Source organism: Candidatus Nitrosopumilus sp., assembly GCF_028278985.1.
In the GTDB taxonomy this organism is placed as follows: Archaea; Thermoproteota; Nitrososphaeria; order Nitrososphaerales; family Nitrosopumilaceae; genus Nitrosopumilus.
On record NZ_JANQTA010000003.1, the window covers coordinates 47,611 to 71,571 of the forward strand.

Consider the following 23,961-nt stretch of genomic DNA (forward strand, 5'->3'; position numbering starts at 1 on the left):
TAAACATTTCAATTCTAGAAAGTTAAAGTCTCAAATTTACTTGTTCTTGAATGTACGATCTCAAAAACTTCTGCAGCCTTATAGCCTGAAAGACTTCCCCAACGCTTTGCTACAGCTTCAGTCATATCTTTAGAACGTGGATGGGGAGATTTTCGAATTTCATAATGATATGCTGCAAGTGCTTTAATTTTATATTTTAATTCAGAAGTAATTTCTACATAGAGATTTGGTTTAAACTCATAAGGTTTTCTCCAATCAGTAGCTGCAGGAATTTCAAATGAGAAGATTGAAGAAATTTTTGAACCAGGAATTGGTCGTGCTGCTGTAATTGTGGCTTCATAAGCAATTCTATGATCTAAATTAAGATCATTGTAGTGATGAGTAAATATTGTTGTTATTTTATTTTCTTCAATCTCTTTTTCTATTTCTTTAATAATTTTCAATAAGGGAATTTGATCCAATTCTTGATTTGGTAAATCAAGAAAACGAATTTTGTTAATTCCTAAAAGTTTTAAAGCAGATTTTGCATGTTTTTTTCTAGTTTGAATTTCTTTTTCCATTTTTTTCATTTCATCATGAGAAATATCATATTGAGGAGTACTAACATATCCAGATTTTCTTCTAGCAGTTATGCCTTCAGATAAAAATAATACTTTGATATTATGATGTTTTGAAAGTTTTTTCAAAGTACCACCCATTCCTATTGTTTCATCATCTGGATGTGCACAAACCACAAGAATATTCATAATTGATTTTTCACTATAGAAATTCAGTTAATAATTGTTATAATGATTTTTGTCTACAAAAATTTTCCAAAAGAGTCACTATACGTTTTGAACCTTTTCCATCAACTACTCTTTTTCCAAAATAATTCATTTTTAGTCTTAGATCATAATTCAGCATTAAATCACGAACAGATTTTTCAATTTGTTTTAAACTTACATCATTTCCAAAACCAAGATTTTTTCCAAAATGTTTTTTTTCCATAAGTTTGGCGGTTTCGTTTTCAAATTTCTCACCACAAACAATAATTGAAGGAATTCCAAGATATGCTAATTCCATCAGCGTATTTCCTCCAGCAGTTATAGCCAGATCGTGTTTTTTCATTATTACAGGCATATTAGATATATCTTTCAAAATTTTGATATTTTTGTTAGATTCAGATAGAATTTTGTTCAATTTTGACCAACATTGAAAAGATGCTCCAAGTACTATAGAAATTTTAAATTTATTATCCAAGTTATTTAGGGCAGAAAGAATTTTTGGAATAAAACAGTATGTATCAGATCCCCCTTGAAGAACAAGGATTGAGGTAACATTTTTTTTAATTTTAATTTTACTAGTGAATTTTTTATTCAAAATTACATATTCAAATCCTGAAAATGAATTTTTCACTTTACTACTTGGATAAAGATAGTTAATTCCATAATCAATAAGTTCATAGTTTTTTCCTACATAATCAATAGACGCAACTTTTGCAAATTTTTTAAAAAATTTTAGATTAATTTTTTTTTCATTTAATTTATCAATTATTATTAAGTCGGGATTAAACGATTTAAGAATTGAAATAGATTTTAAATTATTTATTTTTGAAAGAAGAGTACATTTGTGTTTTCTACTAATTATAGTCTTTGAAATTTTTTCAGTAGTAAGAAAATGAACTTTATGCTTATTTTTTATAAGTTGATCAGCTAAATTTGTAGATCTATAAACATGGCCTAATCCAATTTTATTATTTCCATCAACAACAAAAATAAAATTGTAAGATTTCATATTCTATCTTCATTTGTTATTATTTAATTTATTATCTTTAAGAAGTGATTTTTTATATCCTTCATCAAATGATGTATGATTATTAATTTTAATTAATGAAGGATTCAGATCAATTATTGATACAATATCATTAATTGTAACAATTTTTCTATTTTTTGGAAATTCCTTCCAGATTTTTTTAATGAATTTAAGATCTTGAGGAAGATCTACAGTACATCTAATATGAGAAAGATTTTTTTTATTTTTAATATTAGAAATCTTAAATTTTTGCGGGTTGAATTGAATATAAGGAAAAACATGTTCTAAGTCTGATGGTTTTTTTGCCTCTTTCCAGGCACGTTTTAATGCTTTGTAACTTGAAATTTCAACTACCATACCTTGAGGAAAATTACAAAGAGAGTTAATATTTCCAGAAATGGTAGATTCAAAATTATTTGAAACATAATCGAACGAATTTTTCAAATATTTCCTGATGACCTTGTCAATAACTGTAGGATCCAAAAATGGGCAATCAGAACTTATTCTCACTACAGGATCTAATGAAAATTTACTTGCACATTTAAAATATCTATCAAGAACATTTGTGTTTGAACCTAAGAAATATTGAATATTATTTTTTTTACAGAAATCTATTATTTGTTTATCATTTTTTGCATGGGTTGTTGCAACAATAACATCATCTACATATTTTGAATTTTTGGTTTGTTCAATAACATGAAATAGCATTGAATTTTTACCAATTTTTTTGAGTGCTTTTCCAGGAAAACGTTGAGAATTCATTCGTGCTTGAATTATTGGAGTAATTTTAGTTTTCAACATTATTCTGAGAATTTTTTAGTATTTCAAGGCTTTTTAGTCCATGATTGAATAGAAGATCCAGAATAGAAAGATTGGGAATAAATGAATCTGAAAAATGTTGTTCATATATTGGATGAGTAAAATTTTGATATTCCAAATTAATGTTGTTACTATTGAATAATTTTTCATTCATGTATTCTTTTCCGCCAATTCCTGAGATATATGTATCAGCTCCAATAGATTTGCAAATATTGACTAGACGTTCAGTAGATTTTCCATTAATATTCAAATCGGATTCTTTATAGATTTTTAATTTAATTCCCAGCCATTCCATTACTTTTGTTATTGTTTCATAGTTCAATTCAAATAAAAAGTTCCATTCTTTCTCATACAGATTTTTCAAATAATCTTTATACAAATTGAAAAATTTAGAATTTGAATATGATTTTTGGATTTTGGTAAAATGATTTTTTTTCCAATCAATTTCATTATTTATTTCAACTGTTTTGTTAGGTGAAAATTTGTGTTCCTTTTTAATTGGTACAGATAGCCAAATCCAGTCATTTGGAACAATAATTCTATTTCTATTCGTAAATTTCTTATCATATTGAGTATTATCCATTAAAACAAGTGAGTCACCTAACGTCAACTTATGAAAAAAACCAGAATATGGGAAATAGTTTGGTTGATGAATAACAACTTTCAATAATGTATGACAATTTTTTTCAACAATATTAAACTTTGATGGAATGCATTTCATTTATTTACATGATACCATTTTTTTTATACAGTGAAGCCATTAATTTTAAATGGAAAAAAAATAGGAGATGGATTTCCATGCTATACAATTGCTGAGATTGGGGGTTTGTTTACAAATTTTACAGAAGCAAAACGATTAATTGATTCTGCTAAAGAAATTGGATTAGATTCTGTAAAGTTTCAAACATTAGAGGCTGAAACTATTACTACAAAAAATAATTTTTTTAACATGGAGGCTACTGGTCATGTTTCACAATATGATGTTTTTAAACAATTTGAATTATCTAAAGAATTACAATTTGAAGTTGTTAATTATGCAAATAAAATTGGAATAACAATTTTTTCTGCTCCTAGTCACATTAAAGATTTAGAAATTATGAAAGAAATGAAATTACCAATTTTTAAAATAGGTTCAGATTTAGCATGCCATGTGCCGTTACTCAAAGAAGTTGCAAAATTAGATAAGCCAATAATTTTGTCAACTGGAATGTGTAATTTGGATGAAGTTCGTGAATCGGTTGATGCGATAATTTCTACTGGAAATGAAAAGTTAGCATTATTACATTGCGTTTCAGACTATCCTACAAAGCCTGAAGAAACAAATCTTAATGCAATTATTTCTTTGAAAAAAGAATTTGATATTCCAGTAGGTCTTTCAGATCATAATATTGGATCAACGATTGCATTAGGAGCTGCAAGTATTGGAGCAAATATTATTGAAAAACACTTTAACAGTTCTCTAAATTCACCCTCACCAGATGACATTGTTGCTCTTGACAAAGAACAATATTTTGAATTAATTCAATCTATTAGATTAATAGAAAAAGCAAAAGGTTCGGGTACTAAACTTCCAACTGAGTCAGAAAAGAAAAATTTACAAACGAATAGAGTAAGCATAGTGACTTTAAAAGAGATCAAATCAGGACAAAAAATTACTAGAGAATTAATAGATATTAGAAGGCCAGGAACCGGACTGAAACCTAGTTTAATTGAGCAAATAATTGGAAAAACCGCCAAAGTTGACATTCCTGCTGAAGAACCTCTAAAATTTGAAATGTTGGAGTAATAACATTATTGAATTATGTCATTCAAAGCAGAAATTTTTGATGATTCAAACAAGAAATGGAATACATTATTAGAAAAAAGTCAAGAATCTACTGTTTATCAAATTGCTGAATGGGCAAAAATTTATGAAGAAGTTTATGATTCGATTCCGATTTTCATAGTTGTAAAAAATTCAGGAGAGGAAATTGTAGGTCAATTATGCGTATTAATTCATAAAAATCTATTTTGGGATGATTCAAACGCAATAACAAAAATTATTGCTTCAAAAATGAAGTTGCGTACAACACTTAGTTGGTTTTATGGTCCTATAATTCATGATAAAAGTAATCAGAATGAAATAATTCATGAAATTTTAAAAAAAATTGATGAAATTGCTATAGAAAACAAAGTAACAATAATTCGAGGTTCTACGTCACCAATGAATCAAAATATTTCAATCAAGTTATTTGAAAAACTGGGGTATAAAATTGAAAATTGGGCAACATATGTTAGCAATCTTAAAACTTCAAATGAAATTTTTTACAATTCATTAAATAAAAAAACTAGATACGATGTAAGGAAATCAGAAAAAATAGGATTAGAATTTGAAATATCAGAAAATGTTTCATCATCAATGGAGTTTTCAAAATTAAAAGCTGAGGCAAGGGAAAGAGAAGGACGAAAATCAGATATTAATAAAAAATTTGTAGATGCAAGATGGAAAAATCTTAATGAAAATGGATATGGAAAATTATTCATAGCAAAAAATAACGGGATTTCAGTAGGAGGTGTTTATTGTTTAATTTTCAATGACAATATTATTCAACATAGTGTAGTTAATTCTGTAAAAAAAGACTTAGAAGCAGGAAGTTTTCTTACTTGGAACATAATTAAATGGGGCATAGAAAATGAACTAAATACATTTGATGTTGCAGGAGTAAATCCAAATCCAAAAAATGATAAAGAAAAACAAATAGATTTTTACAAATCAAAATGGGGCGGTGAAAAATTAAAATATTTTTGGTGTACAAAAATAGTAAGTGATCATAAAATGAAAATTTCTTCAGTATTAAAAAATCCTAAAACTTCATTCAAAAAAATTTCAAAAAATAATGTAACTAAAAATGAGATAAAATAAATTGGAATACAAATTTTTATCAAAAGTAGAGACTTTAAAATTTCTAGAAAATCACATAAAAAAATCAAAAATTGAAAAAATTTATGATTTTACAGTAAATGATTGGAAAGAAAATAAATCAAAAATAATCTCAGATATAAAAAATAAATTTAAAGCAAAAATTATTGTTCGTAGTTCTGCGGCTGGAGAGGATTCATTTGAAGAATCTAAAGCGGGGAATTATGATAGTGTTCTTAATGTAAATTCAAATTCTTCAACATCTATTCAAAAAGCAATTGATAAGGTAATTGCATCTTATGAAAATAAAAATAATGAAAATCTAAGAAACCAAATTTTTGTTCAAACTCAAAGCACAGAAATTATTACCAGTGGAGTTGTTTTGACTAGAGATCACAATAATGCATCACCATATTATGTGATTAATTTTGAAGATGGAAACAAAACAGATGGAGTTACTAAAGGAATAGCCAATAATACAGTAAAGATTTTTAAAAAAATTGAGAGAGAAAACATTCCAAAAAAATGGAAAAAACTTATTTTAGCAATAATAGAGATAGAAAAAATTTTCAAAATAGATTATTTAGATGTAGAATTTGGAATAAATAAAAAACAGGAAATAATAATATTTCAAGTAAGACCCATTACATCATTAGAAGAAAATAAAATAAAAATAAACTATATACAAGTTGAAAAACTAATAGATTTCAATAAAAAAAAATTTTTGAAACAAAAACAATGTTTTGGTAAAAAAATTTTTTCAGATATGAGTGACTGGAATCCAGCTGAAATTATTGGAAATGATCCTAATTTGCTAGATTACTCACTGTATGATTACCTGATAATGAATGATTCGTGGAGTAAAGGAAGAGAAAAAATTGGATATAAAAAACATGAAAAAAATTTGATGGTAAAATTTGGAAACAAACCATATGTAGATGTCAACAAAAGTTTCTATTCATTAACTCCAATCAATTTTCAAAAAAAGATTTCAGAAAAATTAATAAATTTTTATTTAAAAAAATTAGAGAAAAATCCTCATTTACACGATAAAATAGAATTTGATATAGTGTTTTCATGTTATGATTTTTCTCTAAATGAAAGATTGAAAGAATTAAAAAAAGCGGGATTTTCACAAAATGAAACAGTTCTGATTAAAAAAAATCTACTGGATTTTACCAATGACATTATTAAAAATTTTAATAAAATATTGAAAGATTCAGAAAAATCATTATTGCATATGACAATTAATAGAAAAAAAATTAATGCACAAATTAACAAAAAATCTAATTACAAGAAATTATTGGATAATGCGTTTATTTTATTAGAAGATTGTAAAAAATATGGAATTATTCCTTTTTCATCAATGGCTAGAATATCATTTATCGCATCTGCAATGTTAAACAGCTTATCAAGGGAAGGCATTGTTAAATCAGAAATTATTGATGATGTGATGAATTCAATAAATACACCATTATCCAGATTCAGAGAAGATTATCAAAAATTATCTATGAAAAAAATTACAAAATCTCAATTTTTAGAAGAATATGGTCATCTAAGGCCTGGAACTTATGATATATCTGCATTAAGATATGATCATGATGATAGATTTTTACAAGATTTTGAATTTAATATTAAGAATAAAAAATCATTAAAAAAATCAAATTTAAAAATTAATAATATTTTAAAAAAACATAAAATTTTGTTAGATAGTAATGAGTTTCTCAGATTTATTGAAAAAGCGATTCAAGGTAGAGAAGAATTAAAATTTGAATTTACCAAGAACCTTTCAGATGCATTAGAATTAATCAACAAAGCAGGAAACGAATTAGGATTTTCAAGAGATGATTTAAAAGAACTGGACATTCTAAGGATAAAAAATACATACAAAAAATTGAAAAAATCAGATTTGCAAATGATCTGGAAAAAAGAAATTTTGAAACAAGTGAAAATAAAAACTAAAAATGAAAGCATATTACTCCCACCAATAATAGTATCCGAAAAAGATTTTGGAATAATTACTCAGTATACAGTAAAACCAAATTTCATTACACAAAACCAGATTACATCTAAAATTATTGATCTAAAAGATCTAAACAATATTTCAGATTTAAAAAATAAAATAATTTTAATAGAAAATGCAGACCCTGGATACGATTGGATTTTTACAAAAAACCCATCAGGATTAATTACTAAATATGGAGGAGTTGCATCACATATGTCAATTCGCTGTGCGGAAATTGCATTACCAGCAGCAATTGGATGTGGAGAGCTATTATTTGAGCAAATTAAATCAGCATCAAAAATTCATCTAGACTGTAAAAATAATTTAATATCTATCTTAGAGCATAACACTAATGATGAATCTGTTGAAATCAGAAAAGCCTTGAAGTCTTTGGGATACATAAAATGAATTATGAAAATGTGGAAAATAAAATAATGAAAATAGGTATTTCTTCTAGAATTGTTTCTGCTCCCAATTATGATGAAAAAAGAGACGCTATTAGTCATGAATGGCCTAAATTATTAGAGAAATTAGGATTAATTCCCATCATTATCCCAAATGTTTTAGAAAATGTGAAAGAATTTGTTGAGAATGCTCAGATAGATGGACTAATTCTATCAGGAGGAGATAATATTGGAGAATTTATTCAACGTGATAATACTGAAAAAAATCTTTTAGAATTTGGAATAAAGAAAGAAATTCCTATTATTGGAGTGTGTAGAGGAATGCAAATAATAAATAATTATTTTGGAGGTACTGAAATTAAAAATAATAATAATGACCATGTAAATAAATCTCATTTCATAAAAATTAAACAAAATGAATTTGTTTCACTATTGAATAAAACTGAAACTAAAGTAAATTCATTTCATAATAACATTATTACTAAAGAGCATATAGGAAATGGATTACAAATAGTAGCATTAGATAAAAATGATGAAACAATTGAGGCATTTAGTCATTCAAAATTTCCAATCATAGGAGTAATGTGGCATCCCGAAAGAGAACAAAACGAAGATAATTTAAAAATAATTAAAACATTTTTTGAAAATAAAAAATTTTGGTCGAATTAATTTGAATGTGATAATTTTAGGAGCAGGAGAAGGTAAACGATTACGTCCATTAACAGAAAATCGCCCAAAATGTTTGATCGAATTATTTGGAAAATCATTATTACAACATCAGATTGAGATTTTTGAAGAAAATGGAATAGAAGATATTTCTATTGTTACAGGATATAAATCAGATTTGATAAATTTTCCTAATGTAAATTATTTTAAAAATGAAAATTTTGATACTACAAATATGGTAGAAACTTTATTTTGTGCTGAAAAAAAAATCTCAAATTCAACTATAGTTTCTTACGGAGATATCATATTTGAAAGCAAAGTTCTAAAAAAATTAATCGACTCAGAAGAAAATATTTCTGTAGTTATAGATAAAAATTGGAGGAAGTATTGGGAAATGAGATTTGAAAATCCATTAGATGATGCAGAAAATTTAATTCTAGATAGTGAAGGATATATCAAAAAAATAGGTCAGAAAGTATCGGATTATAAGGAAATTGAAGGTCAGTATATTGGCCTGATGAAATTCCAAAATAAAGGGATAGAATATATGAAAAAATACTATCACGAGGCTAAAAATCAGTCTAAAAATGGAAAAAATATCTTAAATCCCTCTTTAGAATTTAAGAAATCATACATGACAGATTTCATTCAAGGAATGATTAATAATAAATTTCAGATTAAGTCTGTTCCAATTTTTAATGGATGGTTAGAAGTAGACACAGTAGATGATTATAATCTGTATAATAAATTAAGAAAAGAACAAAAATTAGATGAATTGATTTCGATTAATTAGTACACGAGATATCTTTAAGGTTAAATTAGATGTAGAATATTTTTAATTAATGGGAAAAGAGGATTATAATATTATTTTAATTAATTTAGATGGATTAAGAAGAGACAGAGTAGAACTTTGCTCTACATTAAATAACCTAAAAGAGGAAAATTGTTTTTTTTCAAATATGTTTACAGTGGCACCTTATACATTTGCATCATTACATGCAATTTTTTCAGGAATGTATCCATCAAGAAATGGAATGAATGCATATTATAATATTTTTAAATTTAAAAAAGATGAGATTACTACATTACCACAATTACTACAAAATGAAGGTTACTACACATGTTGCGACATAATAAACAAAGTAGTAATTCCAAATCAAGGATTTGATGAATTAAATATATTCGATGAAGAAACAGTTGACTTTAAGCAACGTCATAGAGACTTAATAAAAAAATTAGCAAATAAAGATAAATTCTTTTTATTTTTACATTTCACTGAAACTCATAAACATTTAGTTAGAGAAATTGTGAAAAAATACAAACAAGAATCCAATGATGATGAGTTTTTTAATTTGAAAGATGAAAACATTGAAAGATATAATTCCTATTTACCCTCATGTGATTCCTATGTTTCAGCAATTCTAGATATTTTGAAGGAATCTAAAATTGAACATAAGACAATCTTAATTTTCTTTTCTGATCATGGAACAAGTATTGGAGAGAGAAAAGGTGAAAAATTTTATGGTGTATTTACCTATGATTATACGATTAACGTTTTCTGCATTATTAAAACTCCTGAAAAATTAAACAAAAAAATCGAAGGCCAATGCCAAACTATCGATCTTTATCCAACAATTTCAGACATGTTGGGAATAAAATTAGAAGAAAACTCGATGATTCAAGGAAAATCATTGTTTAAAATGATTGAAAATTTGGAGAATGATGAAAGAGAAGTATTTGTTGAAACTGGTGGTCTTTATGGCCCTTGGCCTTCGTCAAAAAAACACAATGTCTTTTGTCTTAGAAGTAAAATGAAAAAAATAATTTATAATGAAACACCTAATTCTTGGGAATTTTATGATTTGAAAAAAGATCCCAATGAATTACAAAATATTTATGATGAAGAAAATAATGATGTTTTAGAATACAAAAAAAAATTAATGAAAAAATTTGAAGATAATAATATTGATTTAGGACTAAAAATTTAATTATCAAGAAAATTTTTTGAAATAAGATAATTCTGAACTATTTTAGAAATTAGTTGATTTCCCTTGGTATTGGGATGTCCACCATATTCATTATCATCTGAATAAAGATTATCAAAATTAGATTCATTCAAAAAGTCCGAAGTAATATCAATTACATGTAAGTCGGATATTTTGGAAATTTGTTTAAAAAATAAATTCATAAAATTGTAATTATTTTTAATATAGATCAAGTCATCTTTTTGAGGAATAAGAAGGAAGATAGGCGTGAAATTATGAATTTTAGAGAAATTTACAAATTCTTTAAGAATTTCAGTGAATAACTGAAGTGAATTTTTATTTTTATACAGTGATATTCTCCATTTTAGATTTATTTCCATTATAGGTTTCATAGGATTCCATTCGATAGAAGAAATATCAGCACTGTTTCTTTTTTTAAATTGAAGTAGCAATACCCAAAATATTATTTTGAAATTTCTTTTAGAATTTTTTAATACATGAAGTATATATGGAAATTTAATAATTTCTTTTAAAAATTTTAATTTATAAAAATAATCTTCATTTTTAATTTCATTTAAGATTTTATTTATTGAATGAAATTTTTTTGGATCATTAACTTTGTTAGGAAGTAATTTTAAAACATTATTTTCAATTTTAAATTTTGGTTTAAAAGCAAATGTATTTCCATATTCATAGTAATGTTTCCAATAACTCATGATTCTACTAATTGTATCTGGAACCACTCCAATAATGACAATTTTAGTAGGATTTTTTTCATATTCTCGCTTGAGTCTTAATAGACTTTGATCAATACCATAATTTCCTACTCCAAAATTTAGAACATTAGAATTAGTTGATTTTGAAAGATAATGTTCCCATGTTTGATCATTGTTTACTTGACGACAAAAAGTAAAAGAATCTCCATAACAAGAAATATGCGATTTTTTATTATCAAAATCTGGATTAGTTCTACTCCCCAGGGAATTGATAGTCCATTTTGAAGAAATGAATGTATTTTGATCAACGCCAGAAGTATTAGGTTTTCGAACCCAACCGAGTTCTGAATCATAGCCATGCGGAACAAATTTGTCTAATCCTTCTTCAGAAAAATGAGGATTTTCATCTTTTGAAGTAATCATCCATTGGAAATGTTTCCTTACAAAAGTTACTAAAACGTAAAAAATAACTTCAATTAAGATGATGAAAATTACGATTAATGATATCAAATTAAAATATTCAGTCATTTGCATTTGAGTCTAATTCCATGTTTAGAAATTATGTAAATATTTTTTATTTAATAAAGTGATGATTAATGAACGAAATTGTTGATAAATTCAGTTTCTACTAAAACATAGACAAATTTTCTTAAATATTTTCAATATATCGTTGAATATAAGGCCAAAATTTATGGAATATCCAATTTATGGAGCAAAAGATGAGTTCTAAAAAAAATGTAAAACAATTTTCGTATATTGCTATAGGAAATACTATTGGAGGAGCAATTCAAGGTATTTTTTACATTGCATTTGCATTAATTTTACAACCAGAAGACTATGGATTAATGGTTTTTATCATTGCTTTAGCTGGAACGGTTTCATTATTTTCTAGATTCGGGTTACCATTTACATCTGTAGTATATAATGGAAAAAATGAGGAATTGAGAGTTAATCAATGCCATGTCCTAACTCTGATTCTTACAGGGGTTGGTGCACTAATTTTATTGCCAATTAATCAATATGCTGCTTTACTTTGTATTGGTCTATCATTATTCGTGATAAATTTACAGGATTTGATTGGAAGAAAAAGATACAAAAAATATTTTATTACATATATGATTAAAACTATTTCAATAATTACAATTCCATTTTTGTTATATTATTTCTTTGATATTTATGGAATAATAATTGGAATGGCAATAGGAAATCTTTTAGGAAGTTATAATTTTATTTTTTCGTTAAAGAGAAAAATAAATGGTTTTAGAGAATTAAAATCAGATTATAAAATTCTTGTTCACAATTTTTCAGTAGATGCATCATCAAATCTTTCAAGATCTATTGATAAAATAGTCATTGTACCTTTTTTCGGGTTAGTTCCAGTGGCACTTTATCAATTTAATCTCCAAATAATGTTAATTGTTGGAATTTTGCCATTTGCTCTTTATTCATTTCTGTTATCAGAGGAATCAAGTGGTAAAAAACATTCCAAGATTAGTCTATTAGTAATTTTTTCATCAATTATTATCTCAATTGCAATTGTTCTGTTTTCACCATATGTGCTAAGTGAGTTTTTCCCAAAATTTGTAGATGGGGTATTAGGATTACAAATTATTATTTTTTCAATAATTCCAATGTCAATTAATTCTATATTAAATGCAAAATTACAGGCATCAAAATCTACCAAAGTAGGCATTGCGGCAATAGCAAAAATTGTCTCATTGATATTACTATTAATCATTCTTGGAATGCAGTTTGAACTGATAGGTTTTTCTTTAGCAGTATTATGCTCAACATGTATTGAAACAATCCTCTTATCACTTTTTTATAAACAGCAAAAAAGTGCAAGTTCTATGTGAAAAATCAAAGAATATGTTTGTGATGTAGAAAAATAATCTCTTTTGAAGGTGTTCTTTAGTATTATCCAAAATAATTAATTTATTTAATGTAAACTATAGATATTAGATTAGGAAAAAAGAATCAATATGAAATCAGTTATTCTTGCAGGTGGATTAGGAACAAGAATTAGTGAGGAGACACATCTAAAGCCAAAACCCATGATTGAGATTGGAGGAATGCCTATGTTGTGGCATATTATGAAAACTTACTCTGCATATGGAATTAATGATTTTGTAATTTGTTGCGGCTATAAGGGCTACATAATTAAAGAGTATTTTGCAAATTATTTTTTACATAGATCTGATGTTACAATAGATTTAAAAAATAATCAAATGGATGTTCACCACAAATTTGCTGAACCATGGACAATAACACTTGTTGATACTGGAATTGAAACAATGACAGGAGGAAGACTAAAGAAAGTAAAAGAATACGTTGAACAAGAAACTTTTTGTTTTACTTATGGGGATGGATTAAGTAATATTGATATAAAAAAATTAATTGAATTTCATAAAACAAAATCAAAAATTAGTACTGTTACTGCAGTACAGCCACCTGGAAGATTTGGAATGCTTGAAATAAAAAATGATGAAATTCAAAAGTTTGTAGAAAAACCAGCTGGGGATGGAGGATGGATTAATGGGGGATTTTTCGTGTTAGAACCAAATGTATTTGATTATATCAAGGATGAAAATACAATATGGGAAAGAGAGCCATTAGAACAATTAGCTAAGGAAAATCAGTTAAGCGCCTACAAACACTATGATTTTTGGCAACCACTTGATACTTTGAGAGATAAAAATATCTTAGATGATTTATGGGATTCAGGAAATGCTCCTTGGAAAGTTTGGTAATGGATAATAATTTTTGGAAGGATAAAAGAGTTCTAATTACTGGTCATACTGGATTTAAGGGTAGTTGGCTTACAATAATTTTAAAAAAATTTGGAGCTAATGTAATTGGTTTTTCTAAAGATATTCCCACTAAACCAAGTTTATTTGAAATTGCAGAAGTCAAAAATAATATTCAAAATATAATAGGAAATGTAAATAATCGTGACCAGATAGAGCAAGCATTTAATGAATTTAAACCAGAAATTGTTTTTCATATGGCTGCACAATCAATTGTTAGAGAATCTTACAAAAAACCATTAGAAACATTTTCGACAAACGTGTTAGGAACTGCAAATGTTTTAGAAGCTGTTAGAAATTCAAATTATGTAAAAGTTGTAATCGTCGTAACTAGTGACAAATCATACAAAGTAAAAAAAGATCATTCAAAATATTCTGAAGATGATCCTATGGGAGGATATGATCCTTACAGTAGTAGTAAAGGATGTGCAGAATTATTAACTTCTTCATATAGAAATTCATTTTTTAATCCCAGTAAATTTGATGAACACAATGTTGCACTAGCATCTGTTAGAGCAGGAAATGTGGTAGGTGGAGGGGATTGGGGTATGGATAGATTACTACCAGACATAATTAGGGGAATTTTAAATAAATCTAAAGTAGCAATACGAAATCCTGGTTCAACAAGACCTTGGCAATTTGTTTTGGATCCATTATTTGGATATTTGAGATTAGCTGAAAAAATGTGGCAGAGCAAAGGAGAATTTTCAGAAGGATGGAATTTTGGGCCAACTTCTGAAGAGGAACATACTGTCAAATGGATTACTGAGAATATTAAAAAACAATTTAAAGATAAAATAAATTTTGAAATAAATTCATCAAATCAGCCTCATGAAGAAAAATATCTCAGATTAGATTGTTCAAAAGCTGAAAAAGAGCTATTATGGACAAGTAAAATGAAATTAGAAACCACGTTAAAATGGACGTTAAATTGGTACGAAGAATATATGAAAAATAGCGATATGAGAGAATTTACTGAGAGGCAGATAGACGAATTTATTTTAATGGAAAATGAACTCACATAAATGTAGATTTTGTAACTCATCCATCAATAATGTATTTGTGGATCTGGGGATTTCACCATTATCAAATTCATTTTTAAAAGAAAATGATTTGTCTGAGCCTGAAAAAAAATTCCCTCTTAAAGTTCTAGTTTGTCAAAAATGCTTCCTAGTACAAATTCCTGAATTTGAAACACCAGATAATATTTTTAGTGAATATGCATATTTTTCATCATATTCTAAAAATTGGTTAAATCATATACAGAATTATGTTGAAATGATTTCAAAGAAAATTAATTTAAATCAAAATAGTCTAGTTGTGGAGTTAGCAAGTAATGATGGCTACTTATTACAATTTTTTAAAGATAAAAAAATTCCAGTGTTAGGAATTGAACCAGCTGCAAATGTTGCAAAAGTTGCACAACAGAAAGGAATTGAAACAATGGTTAATTTTTTTAGTGAAAAACTTTCAGATGGACTTGTAAAAAAAAGTATTAAGGCAGATCTCATAGTTGGAAATAATGTCTTGGCTCATGTACCAAACATTAATGATTTTATAAGAGGAATGAAAAAAATTTTAAAATCTGATGGAATGATAAATATGGAATTTCCACATGTATTAGAATTAATCAAAAATAATCAATTTGATACAATTTATCATGAACACTTTTCTTATTTGTCATTAAATACAGTAAAAATGATATTTGAATTTCATAATATGACAATTTTTGACGTGGAGGAAATATCTACTCATGGAGGTTCATTACGGATATATGTAAAACATAAAGAAAATGAAAATATTCCAATTAAAAATTCAGTAGAACTTCTTTTAAAGAAAGAAGATGAATTTGGATTGTTAGACATATCTACATATGAGAATTTTTCTCAGAAAACAAATCATATTAAAAGAAAATTAATAGATTTTTTTAATGAAGCAAAACAAAAAGGAGATAAAATTGTATGTTATGGTGCTGCAGCAAAAGGAAACACACTACTAAATTTTTGTAAAATTGGTAAAGAGCATATAGAATATGTAGTAGATAATAATCCCTATAAGCAAGGATTGTATCTTCCAGGAACTCATCTAGAAATTAAGGATCCCATAGAAATAAAAAATTCTAAACCAAAGTATATTGTTATTTTACCATGGAATATCAAAGATGAGATAATGAACGATATTTCATTCATACATGAATGGGGAGGTAAATTTGTAATTCCAATTCCAGAGGTAGAAATCATATGAATTTTGTAAAAACAGAACTGCCTGGTGCGTATATAATAGAAATTGAGAAGATTTTAGATGATAGAGGATTTTTTGCAAGAACATTGGATTTGGAAAAAAATGAGGAATTAGGCATTGAATCAAACATAGTTCAATCTAGTATTTCGTATAATGTCAAAAAAGGAACATTAAGAGGAATGCATTTTCAGATTAAACCATTTGAAGAGGCAAAATTCGTTAGGTGTACAAAAGGTAAAATTTTTGATGTTATCATAGATCTTAGAGAGAATTCAAGTACATTTCAAAAATGGATTTCAGTAGAATTATCTGATGAGAATCATAGAATTTTGTATGTTCCAAAAGGATTTGCTCATGGTTTTCAGACATTAGTGGATAATACGGAGGTATTTTATGAAATCACACAAGTGTTTAATCCAGAATATGCTAGAGGCTTAAGATATGATAATAAAGAAATTGGAATTGAATGGCCATTGAATGTTTCAGTTATTTCAGAAAAAGATGCAAACTATGATTGAATTTTTAATTCCCAAGAACGTTTAATTATAAATACACTAAAATTTTGAGTGTGACCAACAAAGATTTCGAAAAAAGAAATCAGAAAAAAATTAAATCAATGGTTGATGATAAAGAAATTGAGAAAATTTCAAGAAAATGGTTCAATAGAGTTTTTAGTTATGAATATTCATATCATTTTTCCTGGTTAGGAAGGCCTATTATTCAATTTCCACAGGATATGATTGCTATTCAGGAAATTATTTGGAAAACTAAACCAGACATAATAATTGAAACTGGAATTGCCCATGGGGGGTCATTGATTTTTTCAGCTTCAATTCTAGAATTAATTGGTAAAGGAAAGGTAATTGGGATAGACATTGACATAAGAAAACATAATAGAAAAGAAATAGAAAAACATCCTCTTAAAAAAAGAATTACAATGTTAGAAGGTTCTTCATTAGATGGAGAAATTTTGAAACAAGTGAAAAAACTTGTCAAAAATAAGAAAAAAATAGTTGTGTTTTTAGACTCATATCACACTCATGAACATGTACTAAGAGAACTCGAAATGTATTCTCCATTAGTTAAAAACGGAAGTTATGTTGTAGTTTTTGATACAATGGTAGAATTTATGCCTAAAAACTCATTTCCTAACAGACCATGGGATAAAGGAAATAATCCACATACGGCCGTAATGGATTTCCTGAAAAAAAATAAGCGTTTCAAAATAGATAAAGAAATTGAGAATAAACTATTGATAACATCATGTCCAGATGGATTCTTAAAATGTATAAAAAGTTGAATAGATACAAAAATTGTGAAATAGTAATGTATGTGGAGATTTAAAAAATGAATTTCTCAATTATTGGTCCCAATAGTTTTATTGGAACACATATGGCAAGTTATCTTAGAGATCAGAATATTGAATACGAGTTTATAGATCCTAATGACGAGAAAATTTTTCAGAAAAAATTAGGACATGTAATTTTTGCCATAGGTCTTACTGGAGATTTTAGAAATAGACCTTTTGACACTGTAGAATCTCATGTATGTGTTTTAAAAAAAATTTTAGAAAAATGTAAATTTGATTCATTTTTATATTTATCATCAACTCGAATTTATTTAAATTCAGATTCCACAATTGAATCAAAACCCATTGTAGTAAACCCTCATAATTTAGATGATTTATACAATATTTCTAAAATAATGGGAGAGTCATTATGCTTAGCATCAAATTCAAGAAATATCAAAGTTGTAAGACTTTCAAATGTGATAGGAAAAAAGAATAGTCAAAATGATTTTTTATCTTCAATCATACATGATGCGGTTATAAATAAAAAAATAATTCTTCACACCACTCCAGAAAGTGAAAAAGATTATCTCTATATCGATGATGTTGTTCAAATTCTAGAAAAAATTGCAATTCAAGGTAAAGAAAGATTATACAATGTTGCCTACGGGGAAAATACCAAAGTTTCTGAAATAAGTACCAAAATTCAAAAAATCACAAACTGTGAACTAGACTATGACGCTAATGCAGTAAATTACTCATTTCCAAGAATAAACATTAAGAGAATTAAGGATGAATTTGATTTTAATCCATCTCCATTTTTAGATAAATTAGATGAGTTAATTAATTATGAAATAAAAAATAATAACTAAATCTAAAGGAAATCTTATAGGGAAGTCTTACAAGAATTTTTAAAAAAAATAATTTTTTGATTCAAAAAGTATTATAACTTGTAATAAGATGTATTTTTTGTTAATTTGTCATCAATGAAAAATACTTACGATGAAAATGGATATTTAATTCTTAAAGATGTTATTCCAAGAGTAAAAATTGATGAATTAATGCAAAAAAATCTTGAAATTGTTAATCAAGTGACCCAAAAAAAATTCTTAGATCTCAATGATAAAAATTTAATAAAATTTTATGATGAACATCCTGAAATTGAAACAAAAGTCTATGAAGCTATACAAGATCAACCATGGATCACTGAATTTACAAAACAAAAAGAGATCATTCAACATGTTAAAGAAATTTTAGGTGAAGATGTTGGAGTATTCGGTAAAGCACCATTTAGAATGGATATGCCATTCTGGACTAAAGATATGGCACATTGGCATCAAGATTTTTTTTATGTAAAGGGCAACACAAGAGTTGTTACTGTATGGATTCCTATGCAAGATACAAAATACATACATGGTTGCATTAGCATTATGCCAAAAACTCATCACTTAGGAATCTTAGAACATAATGTCAGAGTAGGTAGGAAAATGATTCCTCAAAGTATTTTTGAAAATGAAATTAAGTTAGTAGAAGTGAATAAAGGAGACATTGTACTATTTTCCTCATTATTATTACATAGTTCCAATATCAATTGTTCCGAACAAATTAGATATAGCATACAACCAAGATACACACCCCTAAACGAAGAAAGTGATAAGGGGATGAAAGGAGTTATACCTGTCTAAACTATCGAATGACTATGATTAGAGAGCCTAAAAATCAGTCAAAAGCCGACAAAGAACAATTCAAATTTATGGAGAAAGTGTTTAATTCTTCTTCAGGCACGTTCTCAGAAAAAATTGATGCATTTCCAAAATTTGCTTCAAGACAAGCTATGGCAAAATTTCTTGCAAGATATGAAATTTTCAAAAAAATGATGCATGTTAATGGTTCTATTATTGAATGTGGAGTATTGCATGGAGGAGGATTATTCACATGGGCTAAGCTATCTTCTATTCTTGAACCTACAAATCATGTTAGGAAGATTATAGGGTTTGACACATTTGAAGGGTTTCCTTCAATTGATTCAAAGGATAAGAAAACAGGAGATTCGTCACATTTTAAAAAAGGTGCATTAACTGGCTCAACATTAAAAGAAATATCTCAAGCTACAAAATTATTTGATTTAAACAGACCAATTCCACACATTCCTAAAATTGAATTAATTAAAGGAGATATGGTTAAAACGGCACCCAAATATTTAGAAAAAAATCCACATCTTGTAGTAAGTTTATTGTATCTAGACGTTGATTTATACGAACCAACAAAAGCAGCTTTGGAAACTTTTATTCCAAGAATGCCAAAAGGTTCCATTATTGTTTTTGATCAACTAAATGCTAAAATGTTTCCAGGGGAAACTATTGCAGTTGATGAAGTAGCAGGTATTGCAAATCTAAAAATTGAAAGATTTCCTTTTGATTCCTATATTTCTTACAGCATTCTTTAATTTTTTTTAGAAGAATATTTTGATATTAAAGATGAATGTTTTTTTGGATGTAAAAAGAATACGTTTGTTTCTTGAGTTTTTTCAGTAATTTGTCTAATCTTACGTAATCCTTTCTTGTTAGCCACAAAACACATGTATCCAAGTTCTTCAAAAAAGTGAATAATTTGATTAGGATGGTATGAAAACTTTTTTTGATTTATTCGAGAAATTTCTGATAGGACAATCGGTTTAAATCGTCGAATTGAATTTAATGCTCCTTCATAGACAAACAATTCTGCTCCTTCCACATCACATTTAATCAAATCAATTTTTGAAATTTGATTTTTATGAACAAAATCATCGAATTTGATCAGCTTACATTTAATTTTTTGAAATCCTTTTTTACCAGGAAACGCAGTATTTGAAGAATAACCTGATGCTGCAGGATAATAATAAAACGTCAAATCTTTCTTTTCATTATAAAAACCAAAATTGAAAATTTTGATATTACTTGTTTTATTTAATTTAATGTTGATTTTTAGATTTTCAAAAACTTTAGGAATTGGTTCAAAAGAAAAAATTTTTACATTTTTTTTATTTTTAGCAATTCCTATAGAAAACCATCCAATATTAGCACCTACATCAAACATTGTAGAATTATTTTTTAATAAATTGTAAAGCATTTGAGTATCATTTCTTTCATAATAATCTGAAGTTAGAGTTTCAATTGGTGCAATTCTAACATCACCTTTCATACAACTAATTTTGATATCATGTTGACGTGATGTCATAATTACGTCATTATCAATAATTTCAATTTTCTTGATATCTGTATCTTTAAGAAACTCAGAATAGTCAAACAAGATTTTGTGATAATTATACATTTGATTTCTGTAAGTTTCTTTTTCTAATTTTCCCTGGTGAAATTTTTTTTTTAAATCATATATTTTGGATGAAGAATTTTTATTTTTCATAGAGAACTTTCCTGAGACATGTTATATCCTTTTATAAAAAAATAGTTGCATATAATTTCTATGATAAATTAAAAATGTGAAAAATGTCATTAAAATCAAAAAGATTTAGTTTATTCTAATAAAATTTTTTATTTATACGATTATTTATTATAAGAATAACCAGATTCTAGAATTAGTGAATTCAAAATCAGATTACATAGTAGTTAGCATTGGAATGCCAGTTTATAATGGTGAAAAATTAATTGAAAGAGCTATTTCATCAATTCTTGATCAAACATATGGTAATTTTGAATTAACAATTTCAGACAATGGTTCTACAGATAAAACAGCTGAAATATGTAAAAAATATTCCTTAAAAGATGACAGAATCAAATACATTCGTCATGAAAAAAATTCTGGTGGATTATGGAATTATAAATTCCTATTAAACAATGCAAAAAATGAATATTTTATGTGGGCACCTGTAGACGATTTATGGTCACCAGAATTTATTGAAAAAAATCTTAATTTTCTTGAAAAAAATAAGAATTTTGTAGGCAGTATCGGAAAAGTAAAAACCATTAGTCTTGATGGAGAATCAAATAAGATTGATGATACTTTTGAAAAATTTTTACGTAAAATCAGATTTCGAATTAGACCAGTAAATTATCAACCAATTTCAGGTTCATATGAAAAAAAAGTATCGGATTTTTTAAAATACGGATATGGTGATATGACATATGGGTTATTTAGGACTTCAATATTACAAAAAAGCTATTTGGATATTAATTTTGGAATAGGGATGGCTTATGCTTCAATTCTTCATGCTTTGAAATTTGGAGATTTTAACGTAATTGATGAATATTTATTTTCAAAATCAGACAAGGGTATTTCTAAAAAGGGAATAATCTACATGGCTAGACATGTAAATTCAGGCATTGGGAAATTGTTTACACATTATCATTATACTCTATGGTGTGCAAAAAATCTAGGTGCTAAAATTTTCATTAAAAATTTAAGCTATTTTATACAACTAAATCTTTGGGCAGTATTTGCAACATTTGTTGATCTTTTTAGGATTTTAAGTAAATCAATAAATTCAAAGAAAGAAAATTAGTATTGCGTAGATTTTTTTAACTGCCATTATTATTTAGAACTAGATACAATGAAAAATGTGAAAATAAACAGAAGTTTAATGCATATATTGAAAGCTAAAATGAGGCAAAAACTTGGAACGAAGAATTGTGAGGAAATTTCATTAAAAATTATTGAAGAAGGGAATGAAGATGAGATTCCTTTTGTCAAACTAACTAATGGGCAAGTGTTTTTTCATAGATTTTTTAATTCTCCATTAACTGAAGTCTATACTAGAAATATTTTTTCACATTACGAAATTGAGAAAAAAGCACATCCAACTTTTGGAGTTCATTTGAATCATATAGATAATTTGTTAAATTTGAAGATAAATGATGAAGAGAGGCAAAAACTACTAAATTTTATGCCTGTGAAAGAGGGAGACATCGTTTTAGAATTAGGTGCATTTTGTGGCTTTGGAACAATGAAACTATCAAATTTAGTTGGAGAGAATGGTAAAGTAATTGCAGTTGAAGCAGATAAGATTAATTATAAAATTTTAGAGAAAAATATCAAAAATAATAATTTAAAAAATGTAAAAATTGTGAATAAAGGGATTTGGAATGCTAATGGGGAATTATCATTGTATAAAGAATCCAATCAACGAAATTCATTAGTTGAAGAGCTTTTGGATAATGTGGAGAAATCTGAAAAAATTGAAGTTGATTCCGTAGATAATATTTTAAAAAAATTAGATATTAATCAAGTAGATTTTATTACAATGGAAATCAATGCTGCTGAAATTGAAGCATTAAAAGGAATGAAAAATGTCCTAATGCAAGATGATATAAGGATAATTGCAGCAGGGTGGTATGAATATAATGGAAAACCTGCATGGAAAAAAATGAAAGAAATTCTTGAAGAATATGGTTTTACAGTTTACATTGGAGTACAAAATAGAGTTTATGCATTTAAGAAAAAGTAGATTATAATATTATGAATAAAGAAATTTGGCCAAATTTTTTCATTGTTGGAGCGATGAGAGCAGGAACAACATCATTATATGAATATTTGAAAAAATCTAAATTTGTATATCTGCCATCAATTAAAGAACCAAATTATTTTACATCAGCAGTTGATCCAAAACAATTACTTACAAAACCAATAAAGGATGAAAAAAAGTATCTGGAACTTTTTAAAAATGTAAAAAATGAGAAGGTCATAGGTGATTCAAGTCCTACTTATTTGTGGGATCCTAAATCAGCTGAAATGATTTATAAAAAAATTCCAAATGCCAAAATAATTATAATTTTAAGAAATCCAATTGAAAGGGCATTTTCACATTATCTAATGCTATTTGGAAGAGGAATGACAAAATTATCATTTGAGCAAGTAATTAAGGAATCCCTAATGGTTTCAGGCGACAATTTTGAAGGTCGTGTTATTAGTGGGGGATTTTATTTCAAACAAATTAAACGATATCTAGATACTTTTCCAAAAAATCAAAATAAAATAATAATTTTTGAAGAATTTGCTAACAATACAAAAAAATCTGTTCAAGATGTTCTAAATTTTTTAGAGATAGATGATAGTCCACATGAATCAGTAAATACCATTTACAATCAATATACAGAACCTAGAGGAGGAATTTCTTCATCAATCATGAGAAGCAATAAAATTAAAAAATTTGGAAAAAAAATATTACCATCAAGTTTAGGTCAATCAATGATGAATGATGTATTAGGAAAAAAAGTTGAAAAACCAAAATTATCTGAAAAATTACGCACGATCCTTGAAGATATCTATAGAGAAGAAATTATTGAAATTGAAAAAATTTTAGATATTGATGTACAATGGTTAAAAAAGAAAGCATGAGATCTAAAACAAT

The 23,961-nt window shown here is 26.7% G+C and carries 24 protein-coding genes; 18 read left to right on the plus strand and 6 right to left on the minus strand.

From position 1 onward, the window contains the following. Positions 1-14: 14 nt before the first annotated feature. Genes Q0941_RS02080 through Q0941_RS02095 form a run of 4 tightly spaced genes read right to left on the minus strand, consistent with a single transcriptional unit; the run spans position 15 to position 3,331 of the window. Entirely contained in the window at positions 15-746 is a 732-nt protein-coding gene (locus tag Q0941_RS02080; RefSeq protein ID WP_299290879.1) for a PIG-L deacetylase family protein, read from the minus strand. A gap of 37 nt (positions 747-783) precedes the next feature. Beyond that, complete coding sequence (locus tag Q0941_RS02085) at positions 784-1,773, minus strand: glycosyltransferase (RefSeq protein ID WP_299290880.1); 990 nt, start codon at positions 1,771-1,773, stop codon at positions 784-786. A 9-nt stretch (positions 1,774-1,782) separates the two neighbouring features. Continuing rightward, the gene (locus Q0941_RS02090; RefSeq protein ID WP_299290881.1) at positions 1,783-2,592 is read right to left on the minus strand and encodes a glycosyltransferase family protein; all 810 of its coding nucleotides are present in this window, start codon (positions 2,590-2,592) and stop codon (positions 1,783-1,785) included. After that, complete coding sequence (locus Q0941_RS02095) at positions 2,579-3,331, minus strand: WbqC family protein (RefSeq protein WP_299290882.1); 753 nt, start codon at positions 3,329-3,331, stop codon at positions 2,579-2,581. Before Q0941_RS02095 ends, Q0941_RS02090 begins: the two co-directional genes overlap by 14 nt. A 30-nt stretch (positions 3,332-3,361) precedes the next feature. Here Q0941_RS02095 and Q0941_RS02100 point away from each other — a divergent pair, with 30 nt between their 5' ends. Genes Q0941_RS02100 through Q0941_RS02125 form a run of 6 tightly spaced genes read left to right on the plus strand, consistent with a single transcriptional unit; the run spans position 3,362 to position 10,572 of the window. After that, positions 3,362-4,396 (plus strand): N-acetylneuraminate synthase family protein, encoded by a 1,035-nt coding sequence (locus tag Q0941_RS02100; protein ID WP_299290883.1) that lies wholly within the window; start codon positions 3,362-3,364, stop codon positions 4,394-4,396. A gap of 15 nt (positions 4,397-4,411) precedes the next feature. Beyond that, positions 4,412-5,512 carry a GNAT family N-acetyltransferase gene (locus Q0941_RS02105; RefSeq protein ID WP_299290884.1) on the plus strand — a complete coding sequence of 367 codons (1,101 nt, stop codon included), beginning with the start codon at positions 4,412-4,414 and terminating at the stop codon, positions 5,510-5,512. A gap of 1 nt (position 5,513) precedes the next feature. Next, complete coding sequence (locus Q0941_RS02110; RefSeq protein ID WP_299290885.1) at positions 5,514-7,922, plus strand: PEP/pyruvate-binding domain-containing protein; 2,409 nt, start codon at positions 5,514-5,516, stop codon at positions 7,920-7,922. A gap of 26 nt (positions 7,923-7,948) precedes the next feature. Next, positions 7,949-8,587, plus strand: a complete 639-nt coding sequence (locus tag Q0941_RS02115; RefSeq protein WP_299290886.1) for a gamma-glutamyl-gamma-aminobutyrate hydrolase family protein — start codon at positions 7,949-7,951, stop codon at positions 8,585-8,587. A 7-nt stretch (positions 8,588-8,594) separates the two neighbouring features. Continuing rightward, positions 8,595-9,377, plus strand: a complete 783-nt coding sequence (locus Q0941_RS02120; protein WP_299290887.1) for a phosphocholine cytidylyltransferase family protein — start codon at positions 8,595-8,597, stop codon at positions 9,375-9,377. 49 nt (positions 9,378-9,426) lie between these two features. After that, positions 9,427-10,572: a sulfatase-like hydrolase/transferase gene (locus tag Q0941_RS02125; RefSeq protein ID WP_299290888.1), complete on the plus strand. Its 1,146-nt coding sequence runs from the start codon at positions 9,427-9,429 to the stop codon at positions 10,570-10,572. Here Q0941_RS02125 and Q0941_RS02130 read toward each other — a convergent pair. Then, entirely contained in the window at positions 10,569-11,813 is a 1,245-nt protein-coding gene (locus Q0941_RS02130; protein WP_299290889.1) for a hypothetical protein, read from the minus strand. The two genes, Q0941_RS02125 and Q0941_RS02130, sit on opposite strands and share 4 nt — an antisense overlap. Before the next feature lie 191 nt (positions 11,814-12,004). On the opposite strand from Q0941_RS02130, the gene Q0941_RS02135 reads away from it, so the two are divergent. From Q0941_RS02135 to Q0941_RS02175, 9 genes are all read left to right on the plus strand, one after another. Beyond that, positions 12,005-13,141 carry an oligosaccharide flippase family protein gene (locus Q0941_RS02135; protein WP_299290890.1) on the plus strand — a complete coding sequence of 379 codons (1,137 nt, stop codon included), beginning with the start codon at positions 12,005-12,007 and terminating at the stop codon, positions 13,139-13,141. 126 nt (positions 13,142-13,267) lie between these two features. Next, positions 13,268-14,035 (plus strand): glucose-1-phosphate cytidylyltransferase, encoded by a 768-nt coding sequence (gene rfbF, locus Q0941_RS02140; RefSeq protein ID WP_299290892.1) that lies wholly within the window; start codon positions 13,268-13,270, stop codon positions 14,033-14,035. Further along, positions 14,035-15,117 carry a CDP-glucose 4,6-dehydratase gene (gene rfbG, locus Q0941_RS02145; RefSeq protein ID WP_299290894.1) on the plus strand — a complete coding sequence of 361 codons (1,083 nt, stop codon included), beginning with the start codon at positions 14,035-14,037 and terminating at the stop codon, positions 15,115-15,117. Before rfbF ends, rfbG begins: the two co-directional genes overlap by 1 nt. Continuing rightward, a complete protein-coding gene (locus Q0941_RS02150) occupies positions 15,104-16,336 on the plus strand; it encodes a class I SAM-dependent methyltransferase (RefSeq protein WP_299290896.1) in 1,233 nt (410 codons plus the stop codon). The genes rfbG and Q0941_RS02150 overlap by 14 nt, the downstream gene beginning before the upstream one ends. Continuing rightward, the gene (gene rfbC, locus Q0941_RS02155; protein ID WP_299290898.1) at positions 16,333-16,851 is read left to right on the plus strand and encodes a dTDP-4-dehydrorhamnose 3,5-epimerase; all 519 of its coding nucleotides are present in this window, start codon (positions 16,333-16,335) and stop codon (positions 16,849-16,851) included. Before Q0941_RS02150 ends, rfbC begins: the two co-directional genes overlap by 4 nt. 50 nt (positions 16,852-16,901) lie before the next feature. Then, on the plus strand, positions 16,902-17,633 hold the full coding sequence (locus Q0941_RS02160; RefSeq protein ID WP_299290900.1) for a cephalosporin hydroxylase family protein: 732 nt from the start codon (positions 16,902-16,904) through the stop codon (positions 17,631-17,633). 47 nt (positions 17,634-17,680) lie between these two features. After that, positions 17,681-18,493, plus strand: a complete 813-nt coding sequence (locus tag Q0941_RS02165; protein ID WP_299290902.1) for an NAD(P)-dependent oxidoreductase — start codon at positions 17,681-17,683, stop codon at positions 18,491-18,493. A gap of 114 nt (positions 18,494-18,607) precedes the next feature. Then, positions 18,608-19,306, plus strand: coding sequence for a phytanoyl-CoA dioxygenase family protein (locus Q0941_RS02170; protein ID WP_299290904.1), 699 nt, complete (start codon positions 18,608-18,610; stop codon positions 19,304-19,306). A 14-nt stretch (positions 19,307-19,320) separates the two neighbouring features. Continuing rightward, complete coding sequence (locus Q0941_RS02175) at positions 19,321-20,067, plus strand: TylF/MycF/NovP-related O-methyltransferase (protein ID WP_299290906.1); 747 nt, start codon at positions 19,321-19,323, stop codon at positions 20,065-20,067. Here the strand turns inward: Q0941_RS02175 and Q0941_RS02180 are convergent. Then, positions 20,064-20,930 (minus strand): FkbM family methyltransferase, encoded by an 867-nt coding sequence (locus Q0941_RS02180; RefSeq protein WP_299290908.1) that lies wholly within the window; start codon positions 20,928-20,930, stop codon positions 20,064-20,066. The two genes, Q0941_RS02175 and Q0941_RS02180, sit on opposite strands and share 4 nt — an antisense overlap. A gap of 265 nt (positions 20,931-21,195) precedes the next feature. Between Q0941_RS02180 and Q0941_RS02185 the strand changes: the two genes are divergently transcribed. The 3 genes from Q0941_RS02185 to Q0941_RS02195 are packed head-to-tail and all read left to right on the plus strand — an operon-like array spanning position 21,196 to position 23,948. After that, a complete protein-coding gene (locus tag Q0941_RS02185; protein WP_299290910.1) occupies positions 21,196-22,116 on the plus strand; it encodes a glycosyltransferase family 2 protein in 921 nt (306 codons plus the stop codon). Between the two features lie 48 nt (positions 22,117-22,164). Then, positions 22,165-23,058, plus strand: a complete 894-nt coding sequence (locus Q0941_RS02190; protein ID WP_299290912.1) for an FkbM family methyltransferase — start codon at positions 22,165-22,167, stop codon at positions 23,056-23,058. An 11-nt stretch (positions 23,059-23,069) separates the two neighbouring features. Beyond that, positions 23,070-23,948 carry a sulfotransferase gene (locus Q0941_RS02195; RefSeq protein WP_299290914.1) on the plus strand — a complete coding sequence of 293 codons (879 nt, stop codon included), beginning with the start codon at positions 23,070-23,072 and terminating at the stop codon, positions 23,946-23,948. Positions 23,949-23,961 lie beyond the last annotated feature (13 nt).